The organism is Inquilinus limosus DSM 16000 (assembly GCF_000423185.1).
In the GTDB taxonomy this organism is placed as follows: domain Bacteria; phylum Pseudomonadota; class Alphaproteobacteria; order DSM-16000; family Inquilinaceae; genus Inquilinus; species Inquilinus limosus.
In genome coordinates, this window is record NZ_AUHM01000001.1 from 84,839 (window position 1) to 106,020 (window position 21,182).

The 21,182-nt window shown below is 71.9% G+C and carries 21 protein-coding genes and 2 riboswitches; of the genes, 10 read left to right on the plus strand and 11 right to left on the minus strand.

The features are described 5' to 3' along the window. The first annotated feature begins 84 nt into the window (after positions 1 to 84). Complete coding sequence (locus tag G537_RS0100460; RefSeq protein ID WP_026868437.1) at positions 85 to 1,134, plus strand: serine hydrolase domain-containing protein; 1,050 nt, start codon at positions 85 to 87, stop codon at positions 1,132 to 1,134. A 66-nt stretch (positions 1,135 to 1,200) separates the two neighbouring features. Here the strand turns inward: G537_RS0100460 and rplS are convergent, their stop codons facing one another. The 7 genes from rplS to G537_RS0100495 form a co-directional block, all read right to left on the minus strand. Next, positions 1,201 to 1,581, minus strand: a complete 381-nt coding sequence (gene rplS, locus G537_RS0100465) for a 50S ribosomal protein L19 (RefSeq protein ID WP_026868438.1) — start codon at positions 1,579 to 1,581, stop codon at positions 1,201 to 1,203. Next, positions 1,578 to 2,390, minus strand: a complete 813-nt coding sequence (trmD, locus tag G537_RS0100470; RefSeq protein ID WP_034850304.1) for a tRNA (guanosine(37)-N1)-methyltransferase TrmD — start codon at positions 2,388 to 2,390, stop codon at positions 1,578 to 1,580. Before trmD ends, rplS begins: the two co-directional genes overlap by 4 nt. Before the next feature lies 1 nt (position 2,391). Further along, on the minus strand, positions 2,392 to 2,952 hold the full coding sequence (rimM, locus tag G537_RS0100475; protein WP_026868440.1) for a ribosome maturation factor RimM: 561 nt from the start codon (positions 2,950 to 2,952) through the stop codon (positions 2,392 to 2,394). 57 nt (positions 2,953 to 3,009) lie between these two features. Continuing rightward, on the minus strand, positions 3,010 to 3,378 hold the full coding sequence (gene rpsP / locus G537_RS0100480) for a 30S ribosomal protein S16 (RefSeq protein WP_026868441.1): 369 nt from the start codon (positions 3,376 to 3,378) through the stop codon (positions 3,010 to 3,012). 41 nt (positions 3,379 to 3,419) lie between these two features. Beyond that, a complete protein-coding gene (locus tag G537_RS0100485) occupies positions 3,420 to 3,815 on the minus strand; it encodes a VOC family protein (protein WP_245578834.1) in 396 nt (131 codons plus the stop codon). Between the two features lie 14 nt (positions 3,816 to 3,829). Beyond that, on the minus strand, positions 3,830 to 5,227 hold the full coding sequence (gene ffh, locus G537_RS0100490; protein WP_026868443.1) for a signal recognition particle protein: 1,398 nt from the start codon (positions 5,225 to 5,227) through the stop codon (positions 3,830 to 3,832). A 158-nt stretch (positions 5,228 to 5,385) separates the two neighbouring features. Then, entirely contained in the window at positions 5,386 to 5,967 is a 582-nt protein-coding gene (locus G537_RS0100495) for a GNAT family N-acetyltransferase (protein ID WP_155888441.1), read from the minus strand. A gap of 100 nt (positions 5,968 to 6,067) precedes the next feature. Next, positions 6,068 to 6,261, minus strand: a riboswitch (cobalamin riboswitch). A 97-nt stretch (positions 6,262 to 6,358) separates the two neighbouring features. On the opposite strand from G537_RS0100495, the gene dapF reads away from it, so the two are divergent. After that, on the plus strand, positions 6,359 to 7,198 hold the full coding sequence (gene dapF / locus G537_RS42740; protein WP_081688498.1) for a diaminopimelate epimerase: 840 nt from the start codon (positions 6,359 to 6,361) through the stop codon (positions 7,196 to 7,198). Positions 7,199 to 8,408: 1,210 nt separating this feature from the next. Here dapF and G537_RS0100510 read toward each other — a convergent pair. The 4 genes from G537_RS0100510 to thiO form a co-directional block, all read right to left on the minus strand. Beyond that, positions 8,409 to 9,035 carry a thiamine phosphate synthase gene (locus G537_RS0100510; protein WP_026868447.1) on the minus strand — a complete coding sequence of 209 codons (627 nt, stop codon included), beginning with the start codon at positions 9,033 to 9,035 and terminating at the stop codon, positions 8,409 to 8,411. Next, positions 9,032 to 9,802, minus strand: a complete 771-nt coding sequence (thiG, locus tag G537_RS0100515; RefSeq protein ID WP_026868448.1) for a thiazole synthase — start codon at positions 9,800 to 9,802, stop codon at positions 9,032 to 9,034. The genes G537_RS0100510 and thiG overlap by 4 nt, the downstream gene beginning before the upstream one ends. 13 nt (positions 9,803 to 9,815) lie before the next feature. Continuing rightward, complete coding sequence (gene thiS / locus G537_RS0100520; protein WP_026868449.1) at positions 9,816 to 10,022, minus strand: sulfur carrier protein ThiS; 207 nt, start codon at positions 10,020 to 10,022, stop codon at positions 9,816 to 9,818. Beyond that, positions 10,019 to 11,221, minus strand: a complete 1,203-nt coding sequence (thiO, locus tag G537_RS0100525) for a glycine oxidase ThiO (protein WP_081688500.1) — start codon at positions 11,219 to 11,221, stop codon at positions 10,019 to 10,021. The genes thiS and thiO overlap by 4 nt, the downstream gene beginning before the upstream one ends. Further along, a riboswitch (TPP riboswitch) is annotated at positions 11,212 to 11,310 on the minus strand. (Overlaps the previous gene by 10 nt.) Before the next feature lie 155 nt (positions 11,311 to 11,465). Between thiO and G537_RS35725 the strand changes: the two genes are divergently transcribed. The 8 genes from G537_RS35725 to G537_RS0100565 all read left to right on the plus strand — a co-directional run bounded on the left by G537_RS35725 (position 11,466) and on the right by G537_RS0100565 (position 21,182). Continuing rightward, positions 11,466 to 11,891 (plus strand): GNAT family N-acetyltransferase, encoded by a 426-nt coding sequence (locus tag G537_RS35725; protein WP_051247588.1) that lies wholly within the window; start codon positions 11,466 to 11,468, stop codon positions 11,889 to 11,891. 111 nt (positions 11,892 to 12,002) lie between these two features. After that, positions 12,003 to 12,950, plus strand: coding sequence for a signal recognition particle-docking protein FtsY (gene ftsY, locus G537_RS0100535; protein ID WP_026868451.1), 948 nt, complete (start codon positions 12,003 to 12,005; stop codon positions 12,948 to 12,950). Next, positions 12,947 to 14,416 (plus strand): AMP nucleosidase, encoded by a 1,470-nt coding sequence (locus G537_RS0100540; RefSeq protein ID WP_026868452.1) that lies wholly within the window; start codon positions 12,947 to 12,949, stop codon positions 14,414 to 14,416. The genes ftsY and G537_RS0100540 overlap by 4 nt, the downstream gene beginning before the upstream one ends. A 14-nt stretch (positions 14,417 to 14,430) precedes the next feature. Beyond that, on the plus strand, positions 14,431 to 16,275 hold the full coding sequence (locus G537_RS44855) for an NUDIX hydrolase (RefSeq protein ID WP_026868453.1): 1,845 nt from the start codon (positions 14,431 to 14,433) through the stop codon (positions 16,273 to 16,275). Next, the gene (locus G537_RS0100550; protein ID WP_026868454.1) at positions 16,272 to 17,003 is read left to right on the plus strand and encodes an SDR family oxidoreductase; all 732 of its coding nucleotides are present in this window, start codon (positions 16,272 to 16,274) and stop codon (positions 17,001 to 17,003) included. Before G537_RS44855 ends, G537_RS0100550 begins: the two co-directional genes overlap by 4 nt. 87 nt (positions 17,004 to 17,090) lie before the next feature. Continuing rightward, the gene (locus tag G537_RS0100555; RefSeq protein ID WP_026868455.1) at positions 17,091 to 19,313 is read left to right on the plus strand and encodes a tetratricopeptide repeat protein; all 2,223 of its coding nucleotides are present in this window, start codon (positions 17,091 to 17,093) and stop codon (positions 19,311 to 19,313) included. A 2-nt stretch (positions 19,314 to 19,315) separates the two neighbouring features. Beyond that, a complete protein-coding gene (locus G537_RS0100560) occupies positions 19,316 to 20,038 on the plus strand; it encodes a DUF3142 domain-containing protein (protein ID WP_026868456.1) in 723 nt (240 codons plus the stop codon). Between the two features lie 82 nt (positions 20,039 to 20,120). Next, positions 20,121 to 21,182: an ElyC/SanA/YdcF family protein gene (locus tag G537_RS0100565; RefSeq protein WP_026868457.1), complete on the plus strand. Its 1,062-nt coding sequence runs from the start codon at positions 20,121 to 20,123 to the stop codon at positions 21,180 to 21,182.

Genomic DNA, 21,182 nt, shown 5'->3' on the forward strand with positions numbered 1-21,182 from the left:
GAGCCTAGGCCCGGATGTCGGCGTCCGGAACGCGACTTTCGGACGAGGCCTTGCGCTTCGCTGCGTCGGGCCCACATTCGCGGGATGCGACGGCTCCTGCCCTTGATCGCGTCCGGCCTGTTGCTGGCGGCACCGATTCCCGCCCAGGCCACTCCCTCGTCCGCGGTCGTCACAGCGCCGGAGCGCCGGCTGGACCCGGCCCGGCTGGAGGCCGTGCTGCAGCAGGCGGCGGCGTTGCCGCGGCTGCGGGCCCTGATCATCGCCCGCGACGGGATTCCGGTGATCGAACGCGCCTTCCGCGGCCCCGGGCTGGACCGGCCGGTGAACATCAAGTCGGCGTCGAAATCGATTCTGTCGGCGCTGGTCGGCATCGCCATCGAGCGCCGGGTCTTCGCCGGCCTCGACCAGCCGGTCGCCCCGATCCTGGCCGACGACCTCCCGGCGGACCCGGACCCGCTGCTGGCCCAGGTCACCATCGACCACCTGCTGTCGATGCGGGCCGGGCTGGACCGCACCTCCGGCCCGAATTACGGACGCTGGACCAGCAGCCCGGACTGGGTGCGCTACATTCTGGCACAGCCCTTCGTCGACCGGCCCGGCGGGCGGATGCTGTATTCGACCGGCAGCAGCCATCTGCTGTCCGCGGCCCTGACCCGGGCCGCCGGCCGCAGCACGCTGGCCCTGATGCGCGACTGGCTGGGCCGGCCGCTGGGAATAACAGTCCCCGAATGGCCGCGCGACCCGCAGGGCATCTATTTCGGCGGCAACGACATGGTGCTGTCGCCGCGGGCGCTGCTGCGCTTCGGCGAGCTGTACCGCCGGGGCGGCGTCATCGACGGCCGGCGGGTGCTGCCGGAGGGCTGGGTCGAAGCCTCCTGGACACCCCGCACGCAGTCGCCCTTCACCGGACACGCCTATGGCTATGGCTGGTTCATCACGGCGGCGCGCGGCCATCCGGTCTATTACGCCTGGGGCTTCGGCGGCCAGATGCTCTATGTCGTGCCCGATCTCGGTCTGACCGTGGTCATGACCTCGGACCCGACGGCGCGATCCCGCGACGGCTACCTCGAGCAGCTGCACGGGCTCCTGGCCGACGGCATCGTCGCAGCGGCGGAAGGACAGCCGGCCGGCTGATGCCGCCGGTGCAAACGAAAAGGGCCGGCGCGTCGCGCCGGCCCTGCGATTCCGATACCCGAAGGATCAGGCCTGTTCCTGGGGCCGGGTGTCGCGGCGCTCGGTGATGCGGGCCGCCTTGCCGCGGCGGTCACGCAGGTAATACAGCTTGGCACGGCGGACGGCACCGCGACGCACCACCTCGATCGAATCGATGCGCGGGCTGTACAGCGGGAAGACGCGCTCGACGCCCTCGCCATAGCTGATCTTGCGCACGGTAAAGTGGCTGTTCAGGCCGGCGTTCTTGCGGCCGATGCAGACGCCCTCATAGGCCTGCACGCGCTCGCGCGTGCCCTCGACGACCTTGACGTTCACCTTGACGGTGTCGCCGGGCTGGAAATCCGGGATCTTGCGGTCGGCGGTCAGCTTCTCGACCTGTTCCTGCTCGATCGTCTGAATGATGTTCATGGCTCTCGTCCTTCTTGTTCCTTGGTGTCTTTCCGTCGGTCTCTGCCCGGGCGCTTTCGGACTTGGCCCCCGCCGCCTTCGGCCCTTTCGGGATGCGCGGCGAGGTATCTCTGCCAGAGGTCCGGGCGTCGCTCCCGGGTGATGCTTTCCGCCTGTTCCAGCCGCCAGCGCCGCACCTTCGCATGGTCGCCGGAGACCAGGATCTCCGGCACCGCGCGCGGCACGCCGTCGGCGCCCGTCCACAGGGCCGGCCGGGTGTAGTGCGGGTACTCCAGGAGACCCGCCCCGAACTCGGCCCCGAAACTCTCCTCCCCGGCGCTCTCCGCATTGCCCATGACGCCGGGAAGCAACCGCACCACGGCATCGATCAGGGCCAGCGCGGCGATCTCGCCGCCGGACAGGATGAAGTCGCCCAGGCTGACCTCCTCCGCCCCCTGGGCGTCGAGAAGCCGCTGGTCGACCCCTTCGTACCGGCCGCAGAGCAGGACGATCGCCTGTTCCGCCGCCAGTTCCCGCACCAGCGCCTGATCCAGCAGCCGGCCGCGGGGGCTCAGATAGATCAACCGCTCCCCCGGGCGCCGAACCGCCTGCACGGCGTCGTCGAGAACCTGGGGCAGCATGACCATGCCGGCGCCGCCCCCGAAGGGGGCGTCGTCGACCGAGCGGTGCTTATCGCGCGCAAAGCCGCGAATGTCCACCGATTCCAGCATCCAGTCGCCGCGCGCCAGCGCTTTTCCGGCCAGGGAATGGCCGAGCGGGCCCGGGAACATCTCCGGGAACAGCGTCAGGACGCGGGCGGTCCAGGCCATCTCAAGCCTCATCCCCCGCCCCGGGCTCCGCATCCTCGGGCGGCCGCTCCGCCGGCTCCAGCAGGCCGGCCGGCGGGTCGATGACGATGCGGCGGCCGGCGATGTCGACCACCGGCACCGCTTCCCGGGTGAAGGGCACCATCACCGCGCCCGCGCCCGGCCGGGCGATCTCCAGCATCTCGCCGGCGCCGAAATCGAACACCGCGCGCACCGTGCCGAATCTCGACCCGTCCGCCAGAACCGCCGGCAGGCCGATCAGGTCGGCATGGTAGAACTCGTCCTCCTCGGTCTCCGGCAGGGCGGTGCGGTCGACATAGAGCCTGAGGCCGCGCAGGGCGGCGGCGGCGTCCCGGTCGGCCACGCCGTCGATCCGCACGATCCACTGGTCCTTGGCCCAGGACAGCAGATCGAGCGTGAAGTGCCGCGTCCCGGCCTCGTCAGAGACCGGGCCATAGGCGGCCAGGTCCTCCGGGGCGGCGGTGAAGGGCTTGACCTTCACCAGGCCGCGGACGCCGTGCGCCCCGGTGATCTGGCCGACGCAGACCTTGGAGGATGAAGACATCGCGAAGAAACCGGCCGGCGCCCTTCACCCCATCCAGGGAAAGGGCACCCGTGCCGATCAGGCCTCGGCCGGAGCCTCGGCGGCCGCGGCGGCGGCCTCGGCCGCAGCCTTGGCGCGCTCCTGCGCCTTGGCCTTCGGGGCCGACTTCTTCGGGGTCTCGCGGTGGGCCGGCATCGGCGCCAGCTCGGCATGGCCGAGGAACTTGGCGACGCGCTCGGTCGGCTGGGCGCCGACCGACAGCCAATGCTTGATCCGGTCGGCCTTCAGCACGATCCGCTCCGGATGGTCCTTCTCCAGCATCGGGTTGTAGGTGCCGACCTTCTCGATGAAGCGGCCGTCGCGCGGGCTGCGCGTGTCGGCGATCACGATCGAGTAGAACGGGCGCTTCTTGGCGCCGCCGCGGGTCAGGCGGATCTTGACGGACATCTAGGTACTCTCCTCAGGGTCAACTTGCTGTTGGGGGAAACTCAGGCGGGGTCGTGACAGACGGCTTCGACGTGGTGCCCGTCCGGATCGATCACGAAAGCGCCGTAGTAGTTCGGGTGGTACTGCAGCCGCGGGCCGGGCGCGCCGTTGTCGGTGCCGCCGGCGGCCAGCGCCGCAGCGTAGAAGGCGTCCACCGCCGCCCGGTTCGGCGCGCCGAAGGCGATGTGCAGGCCGGGCATCGGCGCCAGCTTGCCGGCATCGGCCTTGCCGATCCAGAAATGGCCGGTCCGCGCCGGCATCGGCTCGCCATAGCCGGTGGCGTCGTCGAAATCGAGGATGCGGCCGTAGCCGAGGGGCTGCAGCGCCGCATCGTAGAAGGTGCGGCTGGCGGCCAGATCGGAGACGCCGATGGAGACGTGGTCGAGCATCATGGTCATGACGATCCCCTCCCTCACATCTTGAAGCCGGGCGGCAGCATGCCGGGCGGCAGCTTGGGCATGCCGCGCATCAGCCCGGCCTTCCCCAGCTTCTTCACCCGCTTCATCATGTCGGCCATCTGCTGATGCTGCTTCAGCAACTTGTTCACGTCCTGCACCGAGGTGCCGGAGCCGGCGGCGATCCGCACCTTGCGCTTGGCGTGGATGATCTTGGGGTTGCGGCGCTCCAGCGGCGTCATCGAGGAGATGATCGCCTCCTGCCGCTTGATCATCTTGTCGTCGAGGCCGGCGGTCTTCATCTGGTCCTTGATCTTGCCGACGCCGGGCAGCATGCCCATCAACCCCTGCAGACCGCCCATCTTGCGCATCTGGCGCAGCTGGGAGGCGAGGTCCTCGAGGTCGAACTCGCCCTTCTGGATCTTGGCCGCGAGCTTCTCGGCATCCTCCTTCTCGATCGTCTGCGCCGCGCGCTCGACCAGGCTGACGACGTCGCCCATGCCGAGGATGCGGTTGGCGATGCGGTCGGGATGGAACAGCTCCAGCGCGTCCATCTTCTCGCCCATGCCGATCAGCTTGATCGGCTGGCCGGTGACGGCGCGCATCGACAGGGCGGCGCCGCCGCGGCTGTCGCCGTCCACGCGGGTCAGGACGATACCGGTGACTCCGACCCGCTCATGGAAGGCGCGGGCGACGTTGACCGCGTCCTGGCCGGTCATGGCGTCGGCCACCAGCAGGGTCTCGGTCGGCTTCGTGGCGTCGCGGATCGCCACCACCTCGGCCATCAGCTCCTCGTCGATGGCGAGGCGGCCGGCGGTGTCGAGCATGACGACGTCGAAGCCCTCGAGCCGCCCGCGCTCCATGGCGCGGCGGGCGATGGCCAGCGGGTCCTGCCCCGGGATGATCGGCAGGGTGGTGACGCCGATCTGCTCGCCCAGGATCTTCAGCTGCTCCTGCGCCGCCGGGCGCCGCGTGTCCAGCGACGCCATCAGGACCTTCTTGTTGTCCCGCGTCTTCAGGCGCAGCGCGATCTTGCCGGTGGTGGTGGTCTTGCCCGAGCCCTGCAGGCCGACCATCAGCACCGGCACCGGCGGCACGGCGATCAGGTTGATCGGGGTCGGGCCGCCGATGTCCGGCGCCTCGCCGGGCTTGCCGCCCAGCATCTCGATCAGGCAGTCATGGACGATCTTGATGACCTGCTGGCCGGGGGTGACGGAGCGCAGCACCTCCTGCCCGACCGCCCGCTCGCGCGCCTTGTCGACGAATTCCTTGACCACCGGCAGGGCGACGTCGGCCTCGAGCAGCGCCACGCGGACCTCGCGCAGGGCGGCGCCGACATCGGCCTCCGTCAGCGCGCCGCGCTTGCGAAGCCGGTCGAAGATGTCGCCGAGACGGCCGCTCAGACCTTCGAACATGATCGCCCTTCGAATGCCGTGACCCCAAACGGAAAAGCGCCAGTGCGCGACACTCGCGGACTGGCGGCACCCCGTGGGGTCTCACTGCGGGCCCATCCCGCAGCGCCGGGTCTTTTAGGCGGACGCGGCCGCGGAGTCAATGCGGCCGGCCGGAATGGTCAGTCCTTCTCCCGGCGCAGCACCAGGATGAAGCCGTCCTCGCCCGGCAGGCCGCGGCCGGACTCGGATGGGACGGCGTCTTGATCGGAGGTCGGTGGCGGCTCGGTGCGGTTCAGGAACGCTTCCATGGAAGCGACCGGCCAGCGCCAGATCGTCTTGTCCTCCGGCGCGGCGCCGATGCCGGCATAGAGCCGGCGGGCATCGGCATTGTCCGACGCCATCTCCCAGCGCACCCGCATCGCCTGGGACACGCCGATATCGGCCAGCGCCCGCATCAGCTGCCGGCCGACGCCGCGGCCGCGCGCCCGTTCGCGGACATAGACGTCGTCGACCCGGATGAAGTCGCCCCCGGTCCAGATCGAATAGTCGATGGTGTAGGTGAGATAGCCGACGACGCCGCTGCCGTCCTCGGCGATCAGGCCGCGAAAGCGCGGCGGCACCTCGGCCAGCCCCTCGTCGAGATCGGCGCGCTGCGCCGTCATCGCCGCCGGCTGGCCGGTGAACGCCGCCAGCTCGCGCAGCATGTCGAGCAGCATCGGCACATCCGCGGCCACCAGAGGCCGCACGGTCAGATCGGACACCACAGCGTCTCCCACCTTCGGCAGGGATGATCGGGAGGGAGCCGGCCGGACAGGCCCCGCCTGCCGCCCGACGCGCCGCCCGGGGACACCCCGCCCCGTCACACGCACACGTCCGACGGCAGGTCTCCTGGCTCGCGGGTCGCCGCCGCGCGCCCCCTTCCCGGATATCCGGTGGCTTCGGGCGCGGGCTCGCCGCCTACAGTTGCGGGGGCAGCGCCGGCCTTGCCCCGAAAGGCGCACCGGCTTCCCTTTTCACCCCGGCCTTCCCGGGGCACCGTCGGCCGCCATGCTAGCCGCCGGGCCTCGCCCTGTCGATCACGCAGGGCTCCGCTCTCGCTTGGAGGGCCCGGTTAATGCCATATGAGAGCGGGAGAGACCTTGGGAGCAGGCGATGGACGGGCTTCCGTTCTGGAAGATGCACGGGCTGGGCAACGACTTCGTCGTGCTGGACGCGCGCGAGCGGCCGATCGCGATCCATCCCGACCAGGCACGCCGCATCGCCGACCGGCACCGCGGCGTCGGCTTCGACCAGCTGCTGGTGATCGAGCCGCCGCAGACCGGAGGCGCCGACGTGTTCATGCGCATCCTGAACGCCGACGGCACCGAATCGGGCGCCTGCGGCAACGGCACGCGCTGCGTCGCCGCCCTGGTCATGGCCGATACCGGCGAGGACAAGGCGGTGATCGAGACCCGCGGCGGCCTGCTGGAGTGCCGCGGCGCTCCCCAAGGCGGCGTCACCGTCGACATGGGCCCGGCCCGGCTGGGCTGGCGGGACATCCCGCTGGCGCATGAGGCCGACACGCTGCACCTGCCGGTGTCCTCCGGCGCGCTGTCGGACGGGGTCGGCGTGTCGATGGGCAATCCCCATGCGATCTTCTTCGTGCCGGATGCCGAGAAGGTGCAGATCGACGGCGTCGGCCCGGTGCTGGAGCACGACCCTCTGTTCCCCGAGCGCGCCAATATCGGCGTGGTCCAGGTGCTGGGCCGCGACCGGCTGCGCTACCGGGTGTGGGAGCGCGGCGTCGGCGTCACCCAGGCCTGCGGCAGCGGCGCTTGCGCCGCCGCCGTGGCGGCCGCCCGCCGCGGCCTGGCCGAGCGCACCGCCTGGGTGGATCTCGACGGCGGCACGCTGCTGATCGAGTGGCGCGAAAGCGACGGCCATGTGCTGATGACCGGCCCGGCCGAGACCAGCTTCGCCGGCATCCTGTCGCGCGGCCTGCTGGACGGCTGATCCTTCAGCGGGCGGCGAGACAGGCCCGGCCCCCCCCACCACAGGGTGTAGATCAGGCCGAGCAGCAGCAGGCGCAGCCAGTACACCAGGGCGAAGACCAGGCTGATCGCGCCGAACAGCACGGTGGCGGTCAGGTCGGCGAGCCGCCGGGACCAGCGGATCGTCGCCTTCACCGGGATCAGCGCGCCGCGCTTCAGCACCCTGAACACGGCCAGGGTGCGGTCGCCCATCACCGCCGACACCTCGTCCATGCGCCGCAGCTCCGGCACGTCGTCGACATAGCGCAGCAGCTCGACCGACTGCGCCGGGCCGACGCGGTCGGCGACCCGACCGGCGGCGCCGACGGCCTCGTCCAGCCCATCCAGGCGGTCGCGGCGGATCGCGGCGGCGAAAACCGCGCCGGGCCGCATGACCGTGTCCCGCCACCCGGCGTCCCGCACCTGCCGCCGCAGCGCCGGGAAGTCGACCACGTCAGCGACCATCCGGCCGAGGCGCTCGGCGAAGCGCGCCGACAGCCGGCCCGTCCGCCGGGCGACCTTGAAGACCGACACCGCGCCGCGCGGCAGGGCCGCTGCCCCGCCGGAGCCCCAGGTCGCGGCCGTCAGCGTCAGCCCGATGCCCGACAAGCCCAGCGCCAGCTCGTCTACCGGGTCGCCGCTGCCGAAATGCCAGAGTTCGCGGCCAATGTCGCGCAGGTCGCCGACGAAGGTCATGTCGGCGGCGAAGGCGCCGGCCAGGCCGGAGAGGCCGCGCCCCTCCCCGGTCACGGCGCCCGCCACCGCCTGCCGGGCGGCCCGGGCCGCGCTGCTCGCCGCCGAGGTCTCGTCCGCGTAGCGGGCACGCATTTCCGGCCTGACCGGATAACCCGTCATCTCGGCCACCTTCAGCCAGACCGCGGCGCCGTCGATGTCGTCCTCGGCGAAGGCCTCGGCGAGCTCGGCGTCGATCTGCTCCGGCGAGGTCCCGGCCCGGGTCCAGGCGGTCAGCGTGGCCTCGACCTCCTGTGCCTCCGGCGTGCGGGCGAGTTCGGACTGAACGAGGTCGATCAGCGGGCCGGCGGCGCGCAGGGCGAGGACCAGCCCGATCAGCCCCGGGACCGTGATCAGGACGAACTCCAGGACGCGCAGCGGCCGAAATCGCAGCTTCATGCAGGCAGGGTTCCCATCCGGCCCCGACCTATAGCACGCCGGGCGGCGCGCCCGACAGGCGGTCAGGCCGGGCCGGCGCCGAGCGCCGCGAGATAGTCGCGGATCGCAGCCGTGGGGTCGCCGGCCCGCATCACCCCGCCCATCACCGCAATTCCGGCGAAGCCGGAGGCCTTGAGATCCGGCACGAGGCCGGGTTCGACCCCGCCCAGCGCGACCACCCGGCCGGGGTGACGGCGGGCGATGGCACCGGCCTCTGCCACCGACAGGGTAGGCTCGTAGCCCGGCTTGCTCGCGGTCGGCGCCAGCGGGCCGAGGGTGACGTAGTCGGCCCCGGCCGCGAGGGCCGCATCGACCTCGTCCTCGACATGGCAGGACACCCCGATCAGGGCCGCGGGGCCGAGCCGCTGCCGCGCCGCGGCCGGATCGCCGCCGGCGGCCAGATGCAGCCCGTCGGCATCGGCCGCGGCGTCGAGGTCGGCATGGACGGTGACGACCGCCCCAATCGGCCGGGCCAGGGCGCGCAATCGGCGCAGCAGAGCGAAACGCTCCGCCGCCGGCAGATCCTTCTCGCGCAGGCTGACCCAGCGGCAGCCGGCAGCCAGCGCATCCGCCACCACCCCTGTCAGCGGCCGCGCCGCCTGGCGCCGATCCGTGATCAGCAGAAGCGGCGGCGACGGCAGGCGGGTCACGTCCCGATCAGGCCGAGCTGCGGGCTGGACGGGTCGGCCAGACGGCGCTTCGGGATCCGCCCGGCGAGCGACGCCAAGCGCCCGCCCTCGACCCCCGCGGCCATGGCCCGGGCCATGCGCACCGGGTCGCGCGCCTTGGCCACTGCGGTCGACAAAAGCACGGCGGAACAGCCGAGCTCCATCGCCAGCGCCGCGTCCGAGGCGGTGCCGATGCCGGCATCCAGCACCACCGGCACCTGGACCCGGCTGCAGATCATCTCGATCGCATGCGGGTTGGAGATGCCGAGGCCGGAGCCGATCGGCGAACCGAGCGGCATCACCGCGGCGCAGCCGGCATCGGCCAGACGCATGCAGGTGACGAGGTCGTCGTTGCAGTAGGGCAGCACGACGAAGCCGTCGCGCACCAGCTCCTCTGCCGCCTCGACCAGCTGCGCCACATCCGGATACTGGGTCTCGCGGTCGCCGATCAGCTCCAGCTTCAGCCAGTCGGTGCCCAGCGCCTCGCGCGCCAGCTGCGCCGTCAGGATCGCGTCCCGCTTGGTCATGCAGCCGGCGGTGTTGGGCAGGAGGCGCCAGCGGTCGCCGACTAGGTCGACCAGGCTCTCGGCATAGCCTTCCAGGCTGATCCGGCGGATCGAGGCGGTGACCACTTCGGCCCCCGAGGCCTCGATCGAATCCAGCATCACCTGACGGTTCGGATAGCCCGCAGTGCCGATGAACAAGCGCGAGCGCAGCGCTACGCCGGCGATGATGAAGGGATCCTGCATCTCCGTCTTCTCCTCAGCCGCCCTGAAACGGGCGGACGATCTCGACCCGGTCGCCTTCGGCCAGGCGCTGTTCCGGCCAACGGGCCCGCGGCAGCACGGCATCGTTGAGCGCCACGGCGGTGCCGCGCGCCGCCGGGTCGATGCCCTTGGCGACCAGCAGGTCCAGCACGCTGACCCCGACCGCCTGAGCGTCGGTCTCGCCGTTCACCAGGACGCTCATTGCGCGGCCTCCTGGATGCGGGTGAAGCGGTCGATGCGGAACGGCTCGGCCGCCGCCGGCAGCCTGCCGTCGAGGATGGTGCCGGCCACCGCCTCGACCGTCGCCGGCAGCAGGAGGATGCCGTTGCGGTGATGGCCGGTGGCGAAGACCAACCCGTCGATCGCGGAGGGGCCGAGGACCGGCGCGTCGTCGCGGCTGCCGGGGCGTAGCCCGGCCCAGCTCTCGATCACCGGCAGCTCCTCGATCCCCGGCAGGGCCCGCCAAGCGGCGTCGAGCAGCGACAGCATGCCGCCGGCGGTGACGGTGGTGTCGAAGCCGCGCTCCTCCACCGTGGCGCCGACGATCAGCCTTCCGTCGACCCGCGGCACCAGATAGGCCTTGCCGGCCCAGACCACGTGGCGCAGCAGCGGCGCCGCCGGGTCCATCTGCAGCGCCAGCATCTGGCCCTTCACCGGTCGCACCGGCGGCAGCACCTCGCGCGGGATGCCGGCGATGCCGCCCGACCAGGCGCCGGCGGCCAGCACCACGACATCGGCCGGCCGGGCCTCGCCGGCCACGACGACGCCGGAGGCCCGGCCGTGATCGACGGTGACGGCCTCGACCGCCGCATGGTCGTGCAGCCCGCCGCCGGCCCGTCGCAGCGCCTCGGCCAGGGCCGGCACCAGCCAGCGGTTGTCGACCTGGTGGTCGGCCGGGCTGTGGACGGCGGCGCCGAGGCCGGGCCGCAGCATCGGCTCGCGCCGCAGAAGCTCGGCGCCGGTCAGCCAGTTCAGCTCGACCCCGAGCTTCGCCTGATACTCGGCGGAAAAGCGCAGCTCCGCCGCGTCGTCGCGGGTCAAGGCCACGGCCAGCGTGCCCTCGTCGCGATAGCCGACCGGCAGGCCGGAGGCCGCCTCGACCTCCCGCGCGAAGCCGGGCCACAGCTCCTGGGCGCGGCGGCACAGGCCGAACAGAGCCTCCTCGCCCGGCTCCGCCTCGAGCCCGGCGGCGAGCATGCCGGCCGCGGCCCAGCTGGCCTCGCGCCCGACCGGCCCGCGATCGTAGACATCGACGGGGCAGCCGGCGCGGGCCAGGCGCCAGCCGATGGCGAGGCCGTTGACGCCGGCGCCGATGATCGCGACGCGCGGTCTCGCTCCACGCAGAGGTATGGGACCGCAGGACTGGTCCTGTGATGGGGACGGATTCGGAATGCCGGTCATCTCAGGCTCCCTCCGCTGGCATGATCCAGGTCAGGTTCGATGGGTATGATCTCAGCCCGCCATGACGACGGGCACCCCAGCCGATGCCGCCATTTCAGTCCCGGAGGCGGGCAGGTTGCAACCCTTTTTTGCGGGTCGGCCTTGGTTTTGCGGATCGATCGAAGCGGGAGGATCCGGTCTAGGATCAGGCCGCGCGGCGTCGGTCGGCGCTGTCCGGCATCGCGAGCGGAGGACCAGGAACAAGATGGACGTTAGGCACGCCACTGCGGCGGACGCCGCGGCGCTGGCGCATCTCATGGCGGAGCTCGGCTATCCGACCTCGCCGGAGGAAATGGCAGCGCGGATGGAGGCCGTTCGAGGCCGGGCGGACTACGCCACATTCGTCGCGGAGGAGGATGGCGTCGTTGCCGGGATGGTCGGCGTCACGGTCTCCCCGTCCCTGTACCGGAGCGACCTTCTCGGCGCGATCGTCGCCCTCGTCGTCTCGTCCGAGTTTCGCGGACGCGGGATCGCCGCCCTCCTGGTCGACCGCGGCGAGCAATGGCTTCGCCACCGCGGCGCCAAGCGCGCGACGGTCAACCCCAGCACCCATCGTCAGGACGCCCACCGCCTGTACGCGCGGCTCGGCTACGAACACACCGGGCTGCGCTTCTCGAAAGCGCTCGGCTGACACCCGCTTGAACGCGCAGAGGCGCCCCCCGCTTCCGGCGCCCCTGCCCCGCGCCCGGCCGACTTACGGAGGTCACACACGGCGTGTTAAGAAGCGCGCATGACAGACCCGATGACCGACAACGGCGCAGGGGCGCCGAAAAAGGGGTGGTTCACCCGACTGAAGGAGGGGCTGTCGCGCTCCTCCGCCAAGCTGACCGAAGGCATCACCAGCATCTTCACCAAGCGCAAGCTGGACGATGCGACGCTGGAGGAGCTGGAGGAGCTGCTGATCCAGGCCGATCTCGGCCCGGCCACCGCCGCCAAGCTGACCGCCGAGCTGGCGCGCACCCGCTTCGGCAAGGAGGTGTCGGGCGACGAGGTCCGCCGCGCCCTGGCCGACCATGTGGCGCAGATCCTGCGCCCGGTGGCCAAGCCGCTGACCCTGTCGCCGGACCGCAAGCCGCAGGTGGTGCTGGTGGTGGGCGTCAACGGCACCGGCAAGACCACGACCATCGGCAAGCTGGCCAAGCAGTGGCGCGAGGCCGGCAAGTCGGTGATGATCGCGGCCGGCGACACCTTCCGCGCCGCCGCGGTGCATCAGCTGCAGGTGTGGGGCGAACGCTCCGGCTGCCCGGTGGTCACCGCGCCTGCCGGCGCCGACGCCGCGGGCCTCGCCTTCGACGCACTGACCCGGGCCCGGGCCGAGGGCCGCGACGTGCTGCTGATCGACACCGCCGGCCGGCTGCAGAACAAGGACAATCTGATGGCCGAGCTGGCCAAGATCGTCCGCGTGCTGAAGAAGATCGACCCCGAGGCGCCGCACGACGTGCTGCTGGTGCTGGACGCCACCACCGGCCAGAACGCGCACAGCCAGGTCGAGGTGTTCCGCGACATGGTCTCGGTCACCGGCCTGATCCTGACCAAGCTGGACGGCAGCGCCCGCGGCGGCGTTCTGGTGGCGCTGGCCGAGCGCTTCGGCCTGCCGGTGCACGCGATCGGCGTCGGCGAGAGCATCGACGACCTGCGGCCCTTCGACGCCGAGCAGTTCGGCCGGTCGCTGATGGGAGTCGAGGCATGAGCAAGGTCGCTTCCCCCCAGCCCTACGCCCCCGAGCAGTTCCGGGACGCGGCCGAGGCGGTGGCCCGGCTGCACGCGATCTACGACGCCAACACCGGCGTGCTGCGCGACGCGTTCCGCGCCTATTCCCGCGGCGAGGAGCCGGCGGCGCGGGTTCGCGCCTGCTATCCCTACCTCTCGGTCAGGGTCGAGGATTTCAGCCGGGCCGACACCCGCCTGTCCTACGGCTTCGTCGACCGGCCGGGCAGCTTCGCCACCACCATCACCCGGCCGTCGCTGTTCCACCGCTACCTGACCGAGCAGATCGGACAGCTGATCCACAATCACCACGTGCCGGTCGAGGTCGGGGTCAGCGACACGCCGATCCCGATCCACTTCGCCTTCCCCGACGGCATGCACGTCGAGGGCGACCTGACCCGCGAGCGCATGCTGCACATGCGGGCCGTGTTCGACCTGCCGGACCTGGCGATGATGGACGACAGCATCGTCAACGGCACCGCCGTGATTCCGGTCGGCGAGCCGCACCCGCTGGCGCTGTTCACGGCGCCGCGAGCGGATTATTCGCTGTTCCGGCTGAAGCACTACACCGCCACCAGCTGCGAGCACTTCCAGAACTTCGTCCTGTTCACGAACTACCAGTTCTACATCGACGAGTTCATCCGCTACGCCTATGAGCTGATGCAGGGCGACGGCGGCGGCTACGACGCCTTCATCGAGCCCGGCGACCGCGTCACCCTGCCCGGCGGCCGCGCCCGCGGCACCCCGGCGGCGCGGCTGCCGCAGATGCCGGCCTACCACCTGACCCGGCCGGACCATTCCGGCATCACCATGGTCAACATCGGCGTCGGCCCGTCCAACGCCAAGACCATCACCGACCACATCGCGGTGCTGCGGCCGCATGCCTGGATCATGCTGGGCCACTGCGCCGGCCTCCGGAACACCCAGAAGCTGGGCGATTACGTCCTGGCCCATGGCTATGTCCGCGAGGACCATGTGCTGGACGCCGACCTGCCGGTCTGGGTGCCGGTGCCGGCGCTGGCCGAAATCCAGGTGGCGCTGGAGCGGGCGGTCGGCGAGATCACCGGTCTTTCCGGCTACGGCCTGAAGAGCGTGATGCGCACCGGCACGGTCGCCACCATCGACAACCGCAACTGGGAGCTGCGCGACTATCGCGAGCCGGTGCAGCGCTTCAGCCAGAGCCGCGCCATCGCGCTGGACATGGAGAGCGCCACCATCGCCGCCAACGGCTTCCGCTTCCGGGTGCCCTACGGCACGCTGCTCTGCGTCTCCGACAAACCGCTGCACGGCGAGCTGAAGCTGCCGGGCATGGCAAGCGCCTTCTACACACAGCAGGTCGGCCAGCACCTTCAGATCGGCATCCGGGCCATGGAGATGCTGCGCGGCCTGGGCCTGGAGCAGCTGCACAGCCGCAAGCTGCGGAGCTTCGCCGAAGTCGCGTTCCAGTAGGAGGCTCCGAGGCCATGCCGCAGGACAGCCGCCATACGCCCGCGATGGACCGGCCGAGGATCGGGGTCGGCGCCATCGTCTGGCGCGACGACCGGCTGCTGCTGATCCGGCGCGCCAAGCCGCCCCAGGCCGGGCAATGGAGCATCCCCGGCGGCAGCCAGGAACTGGGCGAGACCCTGTTCGAGGCGGCGCTGCGCGAGACCCGCGAGGAGGCCGGGGTCGAGGCGGAGGCGATCGGCATCGTCACCGCCGTCGATTCGATCCATCGCGACCCCGACGGCGGGGTCGAGTGGCACTACACCATCATCGATGTCGAGGCCGAGTGGCGGTTCGGCGAGCCGGTGGCCGGCGACGACGCCAGCGAGGCGCGGTGGGCGACGCTGGAGGAGGCCGATGCGCTGATCGAATGGCCGGAGCTGCGGCGGGTGCTGCATCTCTCGGCCCGGCAGCGGGCGCAGCGCCGGCGCGGCCCCGGGCCGGTGCGGCTGAAGCCGCGGCCCGACCTGATGCGGCTGATGCGCACGCCGCTGGGCCGGCTCGTGGCGCGGCCCTGGTTCGACGGCATGTCGCTGGCCCTGCTGCGCGGCTGGTTCCTGCCGGCGTCCCGCAGCCTGGCCGCCGCCATCGTCGCCGACGGCGACCTGCACCGTTTCTGCGCCGAGCTGCAGATCCCGCCCGACGCCCTGGGCAAGCGGCCGGTCTGGCTGGGCCGGACCCTGCGCGACGTCGCCCGCCTGGCCGAGCAGCACCGCCAGGCGGAGGCCGAATGGCAGCGCCTGCTGTTCTCCACCACCGCACCGCTGGCCGATGTGGTGGCGGCGGAGGAGGCGCGGCTCGACGCCGCCTCGGCCCTGACCACCAGCCGGCTGCGCTTCGCCCTGTTCGGCAACAACCGGAAGGTGCCGGCCTGCCGCTGGGCGATCCCGACCGAAGCCGAGCTCGAGGCCCGGCACGGCGACCGGCTGGCCGATCCCGAGAACGCCTACCGCCTGCCCGAGCTGCCGCCGGCCGTGACCGAGACGCGGCGGCTGCCGAGCGAGTTGGGCACCGACCACTGGCTGACCTTCCCGACGCCGGACCCGGCGGTGGGAAGCCCGTGCTGGGCCCGGGTGTTCACCCCGAGCGACGCGGTCGACCCGCCGACGGTGGTCCATCTGCACGGCATCTGCATGGAGCCGGACCATCTGCGCGGGCCCCTGAGCGAGATCGAATCCCTGGTCCGCCGCGGCCTGCGCGTGGTGCTGGTCGAGGCGCCCTGGCACGGCCGGCGCAAGCGCCCAGGCTATTACGCCGGCGAGCCGATGGTGGCGTCGACCCCGCTCGGCGCGCTCGACCACCTGTCGGCGGCGGTGCGCGAGGTCGGCATCCTGACCCGCTGGGCCCGGCAGACCAGCCGCGGCGCGGTGGGCTGGAGCGGCATCAGCTTCGGCGCCCTGACGGCGCAGCTGGCCGCCGCCCATTGCGGCGGCTGGCCGGCCGCCTGCCGGCCGGACGCGCTGCTGCTGTTCACCACCTCGGAGGGGATCGAGGAGATCGCCCTCGGCGGCTCCTTCGCCCGCGCCTTCGGCCTCGACCGCGCGCTGACGTCGGCGGGCTGGACCGAGGCGGCGCTGAGCCGTTGGCGCCCCCTGACCGATCCGGTGGAGCGGCCGCAGATGGACACCGGCAACGTCTTCATGGTGCTGGGCAGCAAGGACGACGTCACCCCCTTCGCCGGCGGCCAGGCGATCGCCCGACGCTGGGGCGTGCCCGAGGCGCAGGTCCATGTCCGGCCGCAGGGCCATTTCTCGGTGCCGGCCGGGCTGATGGTCGACGGCGCGCCGATCGCCGATTTCGCCGAAAGGCTGCTGTCGCTATGAGCCGAGGTCTCCTGATCGTCACCGGCGGCGGCCGCGGCATCGGCGCCGCCATCGCCCGCCGGGCGGCGCGGGACGGCTGGGCCGTCGCCGTCAACTACCGCGTCGATGCCGCCGCGGCCGGGGCGGTGGTGACGGAGATCGACGCCGCGGGCGGCCGGGCCATCGCAGTGCCGGCCGACGCGTCGCGCGAGGAGGAGATCCGGGCGCTGTTCGATGATGCCGAGGCTGCCTTCGGGCCGGTGCAGGGGCTGGTCAACAACGCCGGCATCACCGGCCGAAACGGCGTGCTGGCCGATCTCGAGGCCGAGACGCTGCGGCGGGTGGTCGACGTCAACCTGGTCGGGCCGATCCTGTGCGCGCGGGAGGCGGTGCGCCGCTTCCGCGCCGCCGGCACGAAAGGGGCGATCGTCAGCCTGTCCTCGATCGCGGCGCAGACCGGCAGCCCGGGCGAATATGTCCACTACGCCGCGACCAAGGGCGCGATCGAGAGCTTCACCATCGGTCTCGGCCGCGAGCTGGCGGCCGAGGGCATCCGCGTCAATGCCGTGTCGCCGGGCATGATCCGGACCGAGATCCACGCGCCGGGGCGGCTGGAGCGGGTGACGGCGCGGATCCCCGCCGGCCGGCCGGGAGAGCCGGAGGAGATCGCCGAGGCCGTCGCTTGGCTGCTCTCCGACGCCGCGCGCTACGCCACCGCCACCGTGCTGAAGGTGGCGGGCGGCGTCTGATCGTGCCTGTCGGCGGTGCCGGCAATCTGATACTGGACGATCGGACGGAGTTGATTCCCACGGTCGCGGCGTGGCGAGGGAGGAGCGATGATCCGGCGCGGTTTGCTTCCGTTGGTGCTGCTGCTGGGCGGCGCCGGCATCCAGCCGGCGCAGGCGAGCGGCGATTTCGGCTGCTCGGTGGTCTGGTCGCTGAAGCAGGACGGGCTCGACGGCTGCAACAATCTGCCCTTCCTCAGCCCGGCCAATGACAGCCGGGTCAATCTGCGCCTGCTGATGGCCGACCGGGGGCTGCAGCCGCTGCCGGACGGGCCGCCATCGCCATATGACCGCGAGATGGGCTACGGGCTGGTGCCGTTCCCGCTCGACCGGCTGCTCGGCCCCGAGGAGGAAGCGGTGCCGGCAGGGGCGCCCGGCGGCAGCGACGGCGACGCGGCCGTGGTCGAGACCCCGGCCGCCGCCGATCCGGATGCGGCGGCGCTGGCCGACCTGTCCCGGCAGATCGGCCTGCCGCCCGAGGCGGCGAAGCCGCCGGCCGCGGACAACACCAACCTGTTCGCCAGCGGCGAAGGCAGCCGCTGCGCCAGCAACGACGACGCCACCGCGCGGGCCTTCCTGCAGCAGCTGGTCGGCAGCACCGCGCTGTCCGACGGCGAGCGCCGGTCCCTGGCCCAGGCGCGCCTGGCCATGCTCGGCTCCTGCGGCGGCAACCATGGCCTCGTTCCCGCCGATGTGCAGTCGCCTCTGGGCCGGCAGTTCGCCGATTACCTGCGCGGGGCGGTCGCCTTCTACAACGGCGATTTCCCGCAGGCGTCGGAGGCCTTCAAGGCGCTGGAGGGCAGCGAGCAGCCCTGGCTGCAGGAGACGGCGCGCTACATGGCGGCGCGGACCCTCTTGAACCAGGCGCAGCAGAACGCCTTCGACGAGATGGGCTATCCGAAGCTGGAGAATGTCGATCGGACCGTGCTGGCGGAGTCCGAAAAGGCGTTCGAGGCCTATCTCCAGGCCTATCCGAACGGCCTCTACGCCGTCTCGGCCCAGGGGCTGCTGCGCCGGATCTACTGGCTGGGCGACGACCCGACCCGGCTGGCCGCCGCCTATGCCGGGCTGCTGGGCCAGTCTCCCGCCGAGCCCGACGCGCTCGACGCGCTGGTGCAGGAGACCGACAACAAGCTGCTGGTCTCGGGGCGCAGCGCCGATGTCACCGACCCGACGCTGCTGGCGGTGATGGACCTGATGGCGATGCGCGACAAGGGCGTCGACGTCGCCGGTGACGGCGGCCCGATCATCGGCCTGGACACGCTGGAGCAGCAGAAGCCGCGCTTCGCCGACCGGCCGGACCTGCACGCCTATCTGGTGGCCGCCTACCACTTCTATGTCGCGCAGTCGCCCGACGAGACCCTGAAGAGCCTGCCGGACACGGTGCCGGCCGGCCCCATGAGCACTCTCGAGTTCAGCCGCCAGACCCTGCGCGGCTTCGCGCTGGAGGCCAAGGGCGACTGGGCCGGGGCGCAGGCGCTGTGGCTGCAGTTGATCCCGCCGGCAACGCCGCTGCAGCGCGCCCAGCTGGAACTGGCGCTGGCCATGAACCACGAGCGCAGCGGCCATCTGGCGGCGGTGTTCGATGCCGGATCGCCGATCAAGAGTCCGGAGATCCGCCGGATCCTGCTGCGCAACCTGGCCGGGCCGGCGTTGCTGCGTCAGCAGGCCAAGGCGGTGGACGTGACGGAGGAGGAGCGCGACACCGCCCTGTTCACGCTGCTGTACAAGGACCTGATGCGCGGCCATTACCGCGACTTCGGCGCCGATCTGGCGCTGCTGCCCGATCCGCTGCCGGAGAAGCCGTCGGTGCCCTGGGACCAGTCTCTGTCCCTGTTCCGCTGGGACGGCGCCTCGGCCGAATCCGACTATGCCTGCCCATCGATCCGCGAGATCGCGGCGACGCTGCAGCGCGACGCCGACAGCCCGCAGGGGCTGAACTGCCTGGGCGAGTTCATCCTGCGCAACGGGCTGGACTCCTACGCCCTCGACAGCCAGCCGGGCGCGGAGCAGCTGGGCGGCACCGCGACCCAGTTCCCGGGCAAGGTCTATTCCCGCCTCGACGGCTACATGAAGGTGATGGCCGACGGCAAGGCCGGCCGCAACGATCGCGCCTATGCGCTGTACCGCGCCATCAACTGCTTCGCCCCCAGCCAGAACAATGGCTGCGGCCCGCAGGACATCCCGCAGGGCCAGCGCAAGCAGTGGTTCCAGACATTGAAGTCGCGCTACGCGAACACGGTCTGGGCGAAGACGCTGAAATACTACTGGTGACGATGCCGGCCTGGGCACGCCGGATCCTGACCGCGGCGCTGCTGCTGGCGACGCCGTTGCCGGCCGGCGCGGCCGTCGACGCCGCCGAGCACGACGCCTTCTGGCTGTGGGCCGGGGTGGCGCCGCCGCCGGTCCTGGCCCAGGCCCGGACCGTCTATGTCCTGCAGGGCCAGATCGACCCGCCGCGCCGGGGCGCCGCCGGCCCCGCCCGGATCATCGCCCAGGGCATCGCCGTGCCCCGGCTGCGCCAGGGCGAGGTCTGGCTGGCCTATCGCGCCCACACGCTGCGCTGGCCGCCCGAGATCCTGCCCGTCATCCTGGCCCAGGCCCGGCGCTGGAAGCAGGCCGGCAACCCGGTGGTCGGCATCCAGATCGACTTCGACGCCCGCACCCGCCATCTGCAGGAGTATGCGAGCTTCCTGCGCGGGCTGCGGGCGCAGCTGCCGCCGGAGTACCGGCTGAGCATCACCGGGCTGATGGACTGGGGCAGCAACGCCGATCCCGAGGCGATCAACCAGCTGCAGGGGGTGGTCGACGAGGTGGTGGTGCAGACCTATCAGGGCCGCCGCACCATCCCGAACTACCGCGCCTACCTGCCGCGGATCGCCCGGCTGACCCTGCCCTTCAGGATCGGCCTGGTGCAGCACGGCGAATGGGAAGCGCCGACCGCGCTGACCGAAAGCCCCTGGTTCCGCGGCTATGTGGTGTTCCTGCTGAAGCCGTAGCGGGGCGGGACCGCCGACAGAGGCCGCGGGCGATTCTCCGGGCCGCGAATCTAGCGTATGAACCGGCAGACGGAGGGGCGTCATGACACGGACACGAACCATCCACCGCATCGCCTGCGGCCTGGCCCTGCTGGGCGCCATGGCGGCGCCGGCCCTGGCCTATGACGACGCCACCGAGGCCCGGATCAGGACCCTGGTCGAGACCGGCATGCAATACTACTGGTCCGGCGGCGACGTGAAGAAGGCCGAGGCGGAGGTGTTCAAGGGCATCACCCTGCACGGCCGCTACGACGTGGTCGAGCAGGCTTTCGCCGAGGCCTCGTCCCTGGCGCCGGAGCGGCTGGACTTCCGCTACGCCGTCGCCTCCAGCCAGGTCATCCAGAAGAAGCTTCCGGAGGCCGAGGCGACGTACCAGGAGATCACCCGGCACGACCCGCGCGCCGTCGACGCCTATGCCTGGCTGGCGGCGCTGGCCCGGGTGCGCGGCGACGCCGACGCCGCAGCCCTGGCCGATATCGCGCTGGCCGGCCTCGACCGCGGCCTGGCCGACCGGTATCGGGCGCGCTTCGCCCGCACCGAGGCGATCCTGGCCGAGCCGCCGACAACAGCGATCCCGGCGCTGCCGGGCAAGCCGGTGATCCTGGTGCTGGGCTATGCCCTGGCCAAGGACGGCACCATGCAGCAGACGCTGCTGGACCGGCTGGGCGTGGCGCTGCGCGCGGCCCAGGCCAATCCCGCGGCCCGGCTGATCGTGACCGGCGGCCAGTCGCAGGCCGGGGTGACCGAGGCCGACCTGATGACCCGCTGGCTGGTCGACAAGGGCATCGACCGCGACCGCATCATCGCCGAGGACAAGGCCAAGGACACGGTCGGCAACGGGCTGAACGCAGCCTCGCTGATCCGGCGCCATGGCGGCGACGCGGTGATCCTGGTGACCAGCGCCAGCCATATGCGCCGGGCGCGGGTGGTGGTCGAGGAGGCGCTGGGCCAATACGGGCTGGATCTCGCCGTGGTGCCGGCGATCGCGCTGGACGCGCCGTCGCTGGAGGAGGCGGCGAAGGTCAGCCCGGATGAGCGCCTCGTCGTCTACCGCGACCTGATGCGAACCTCCGGGCTGTGGGCCTATCCGGGGCTTCAACAATAG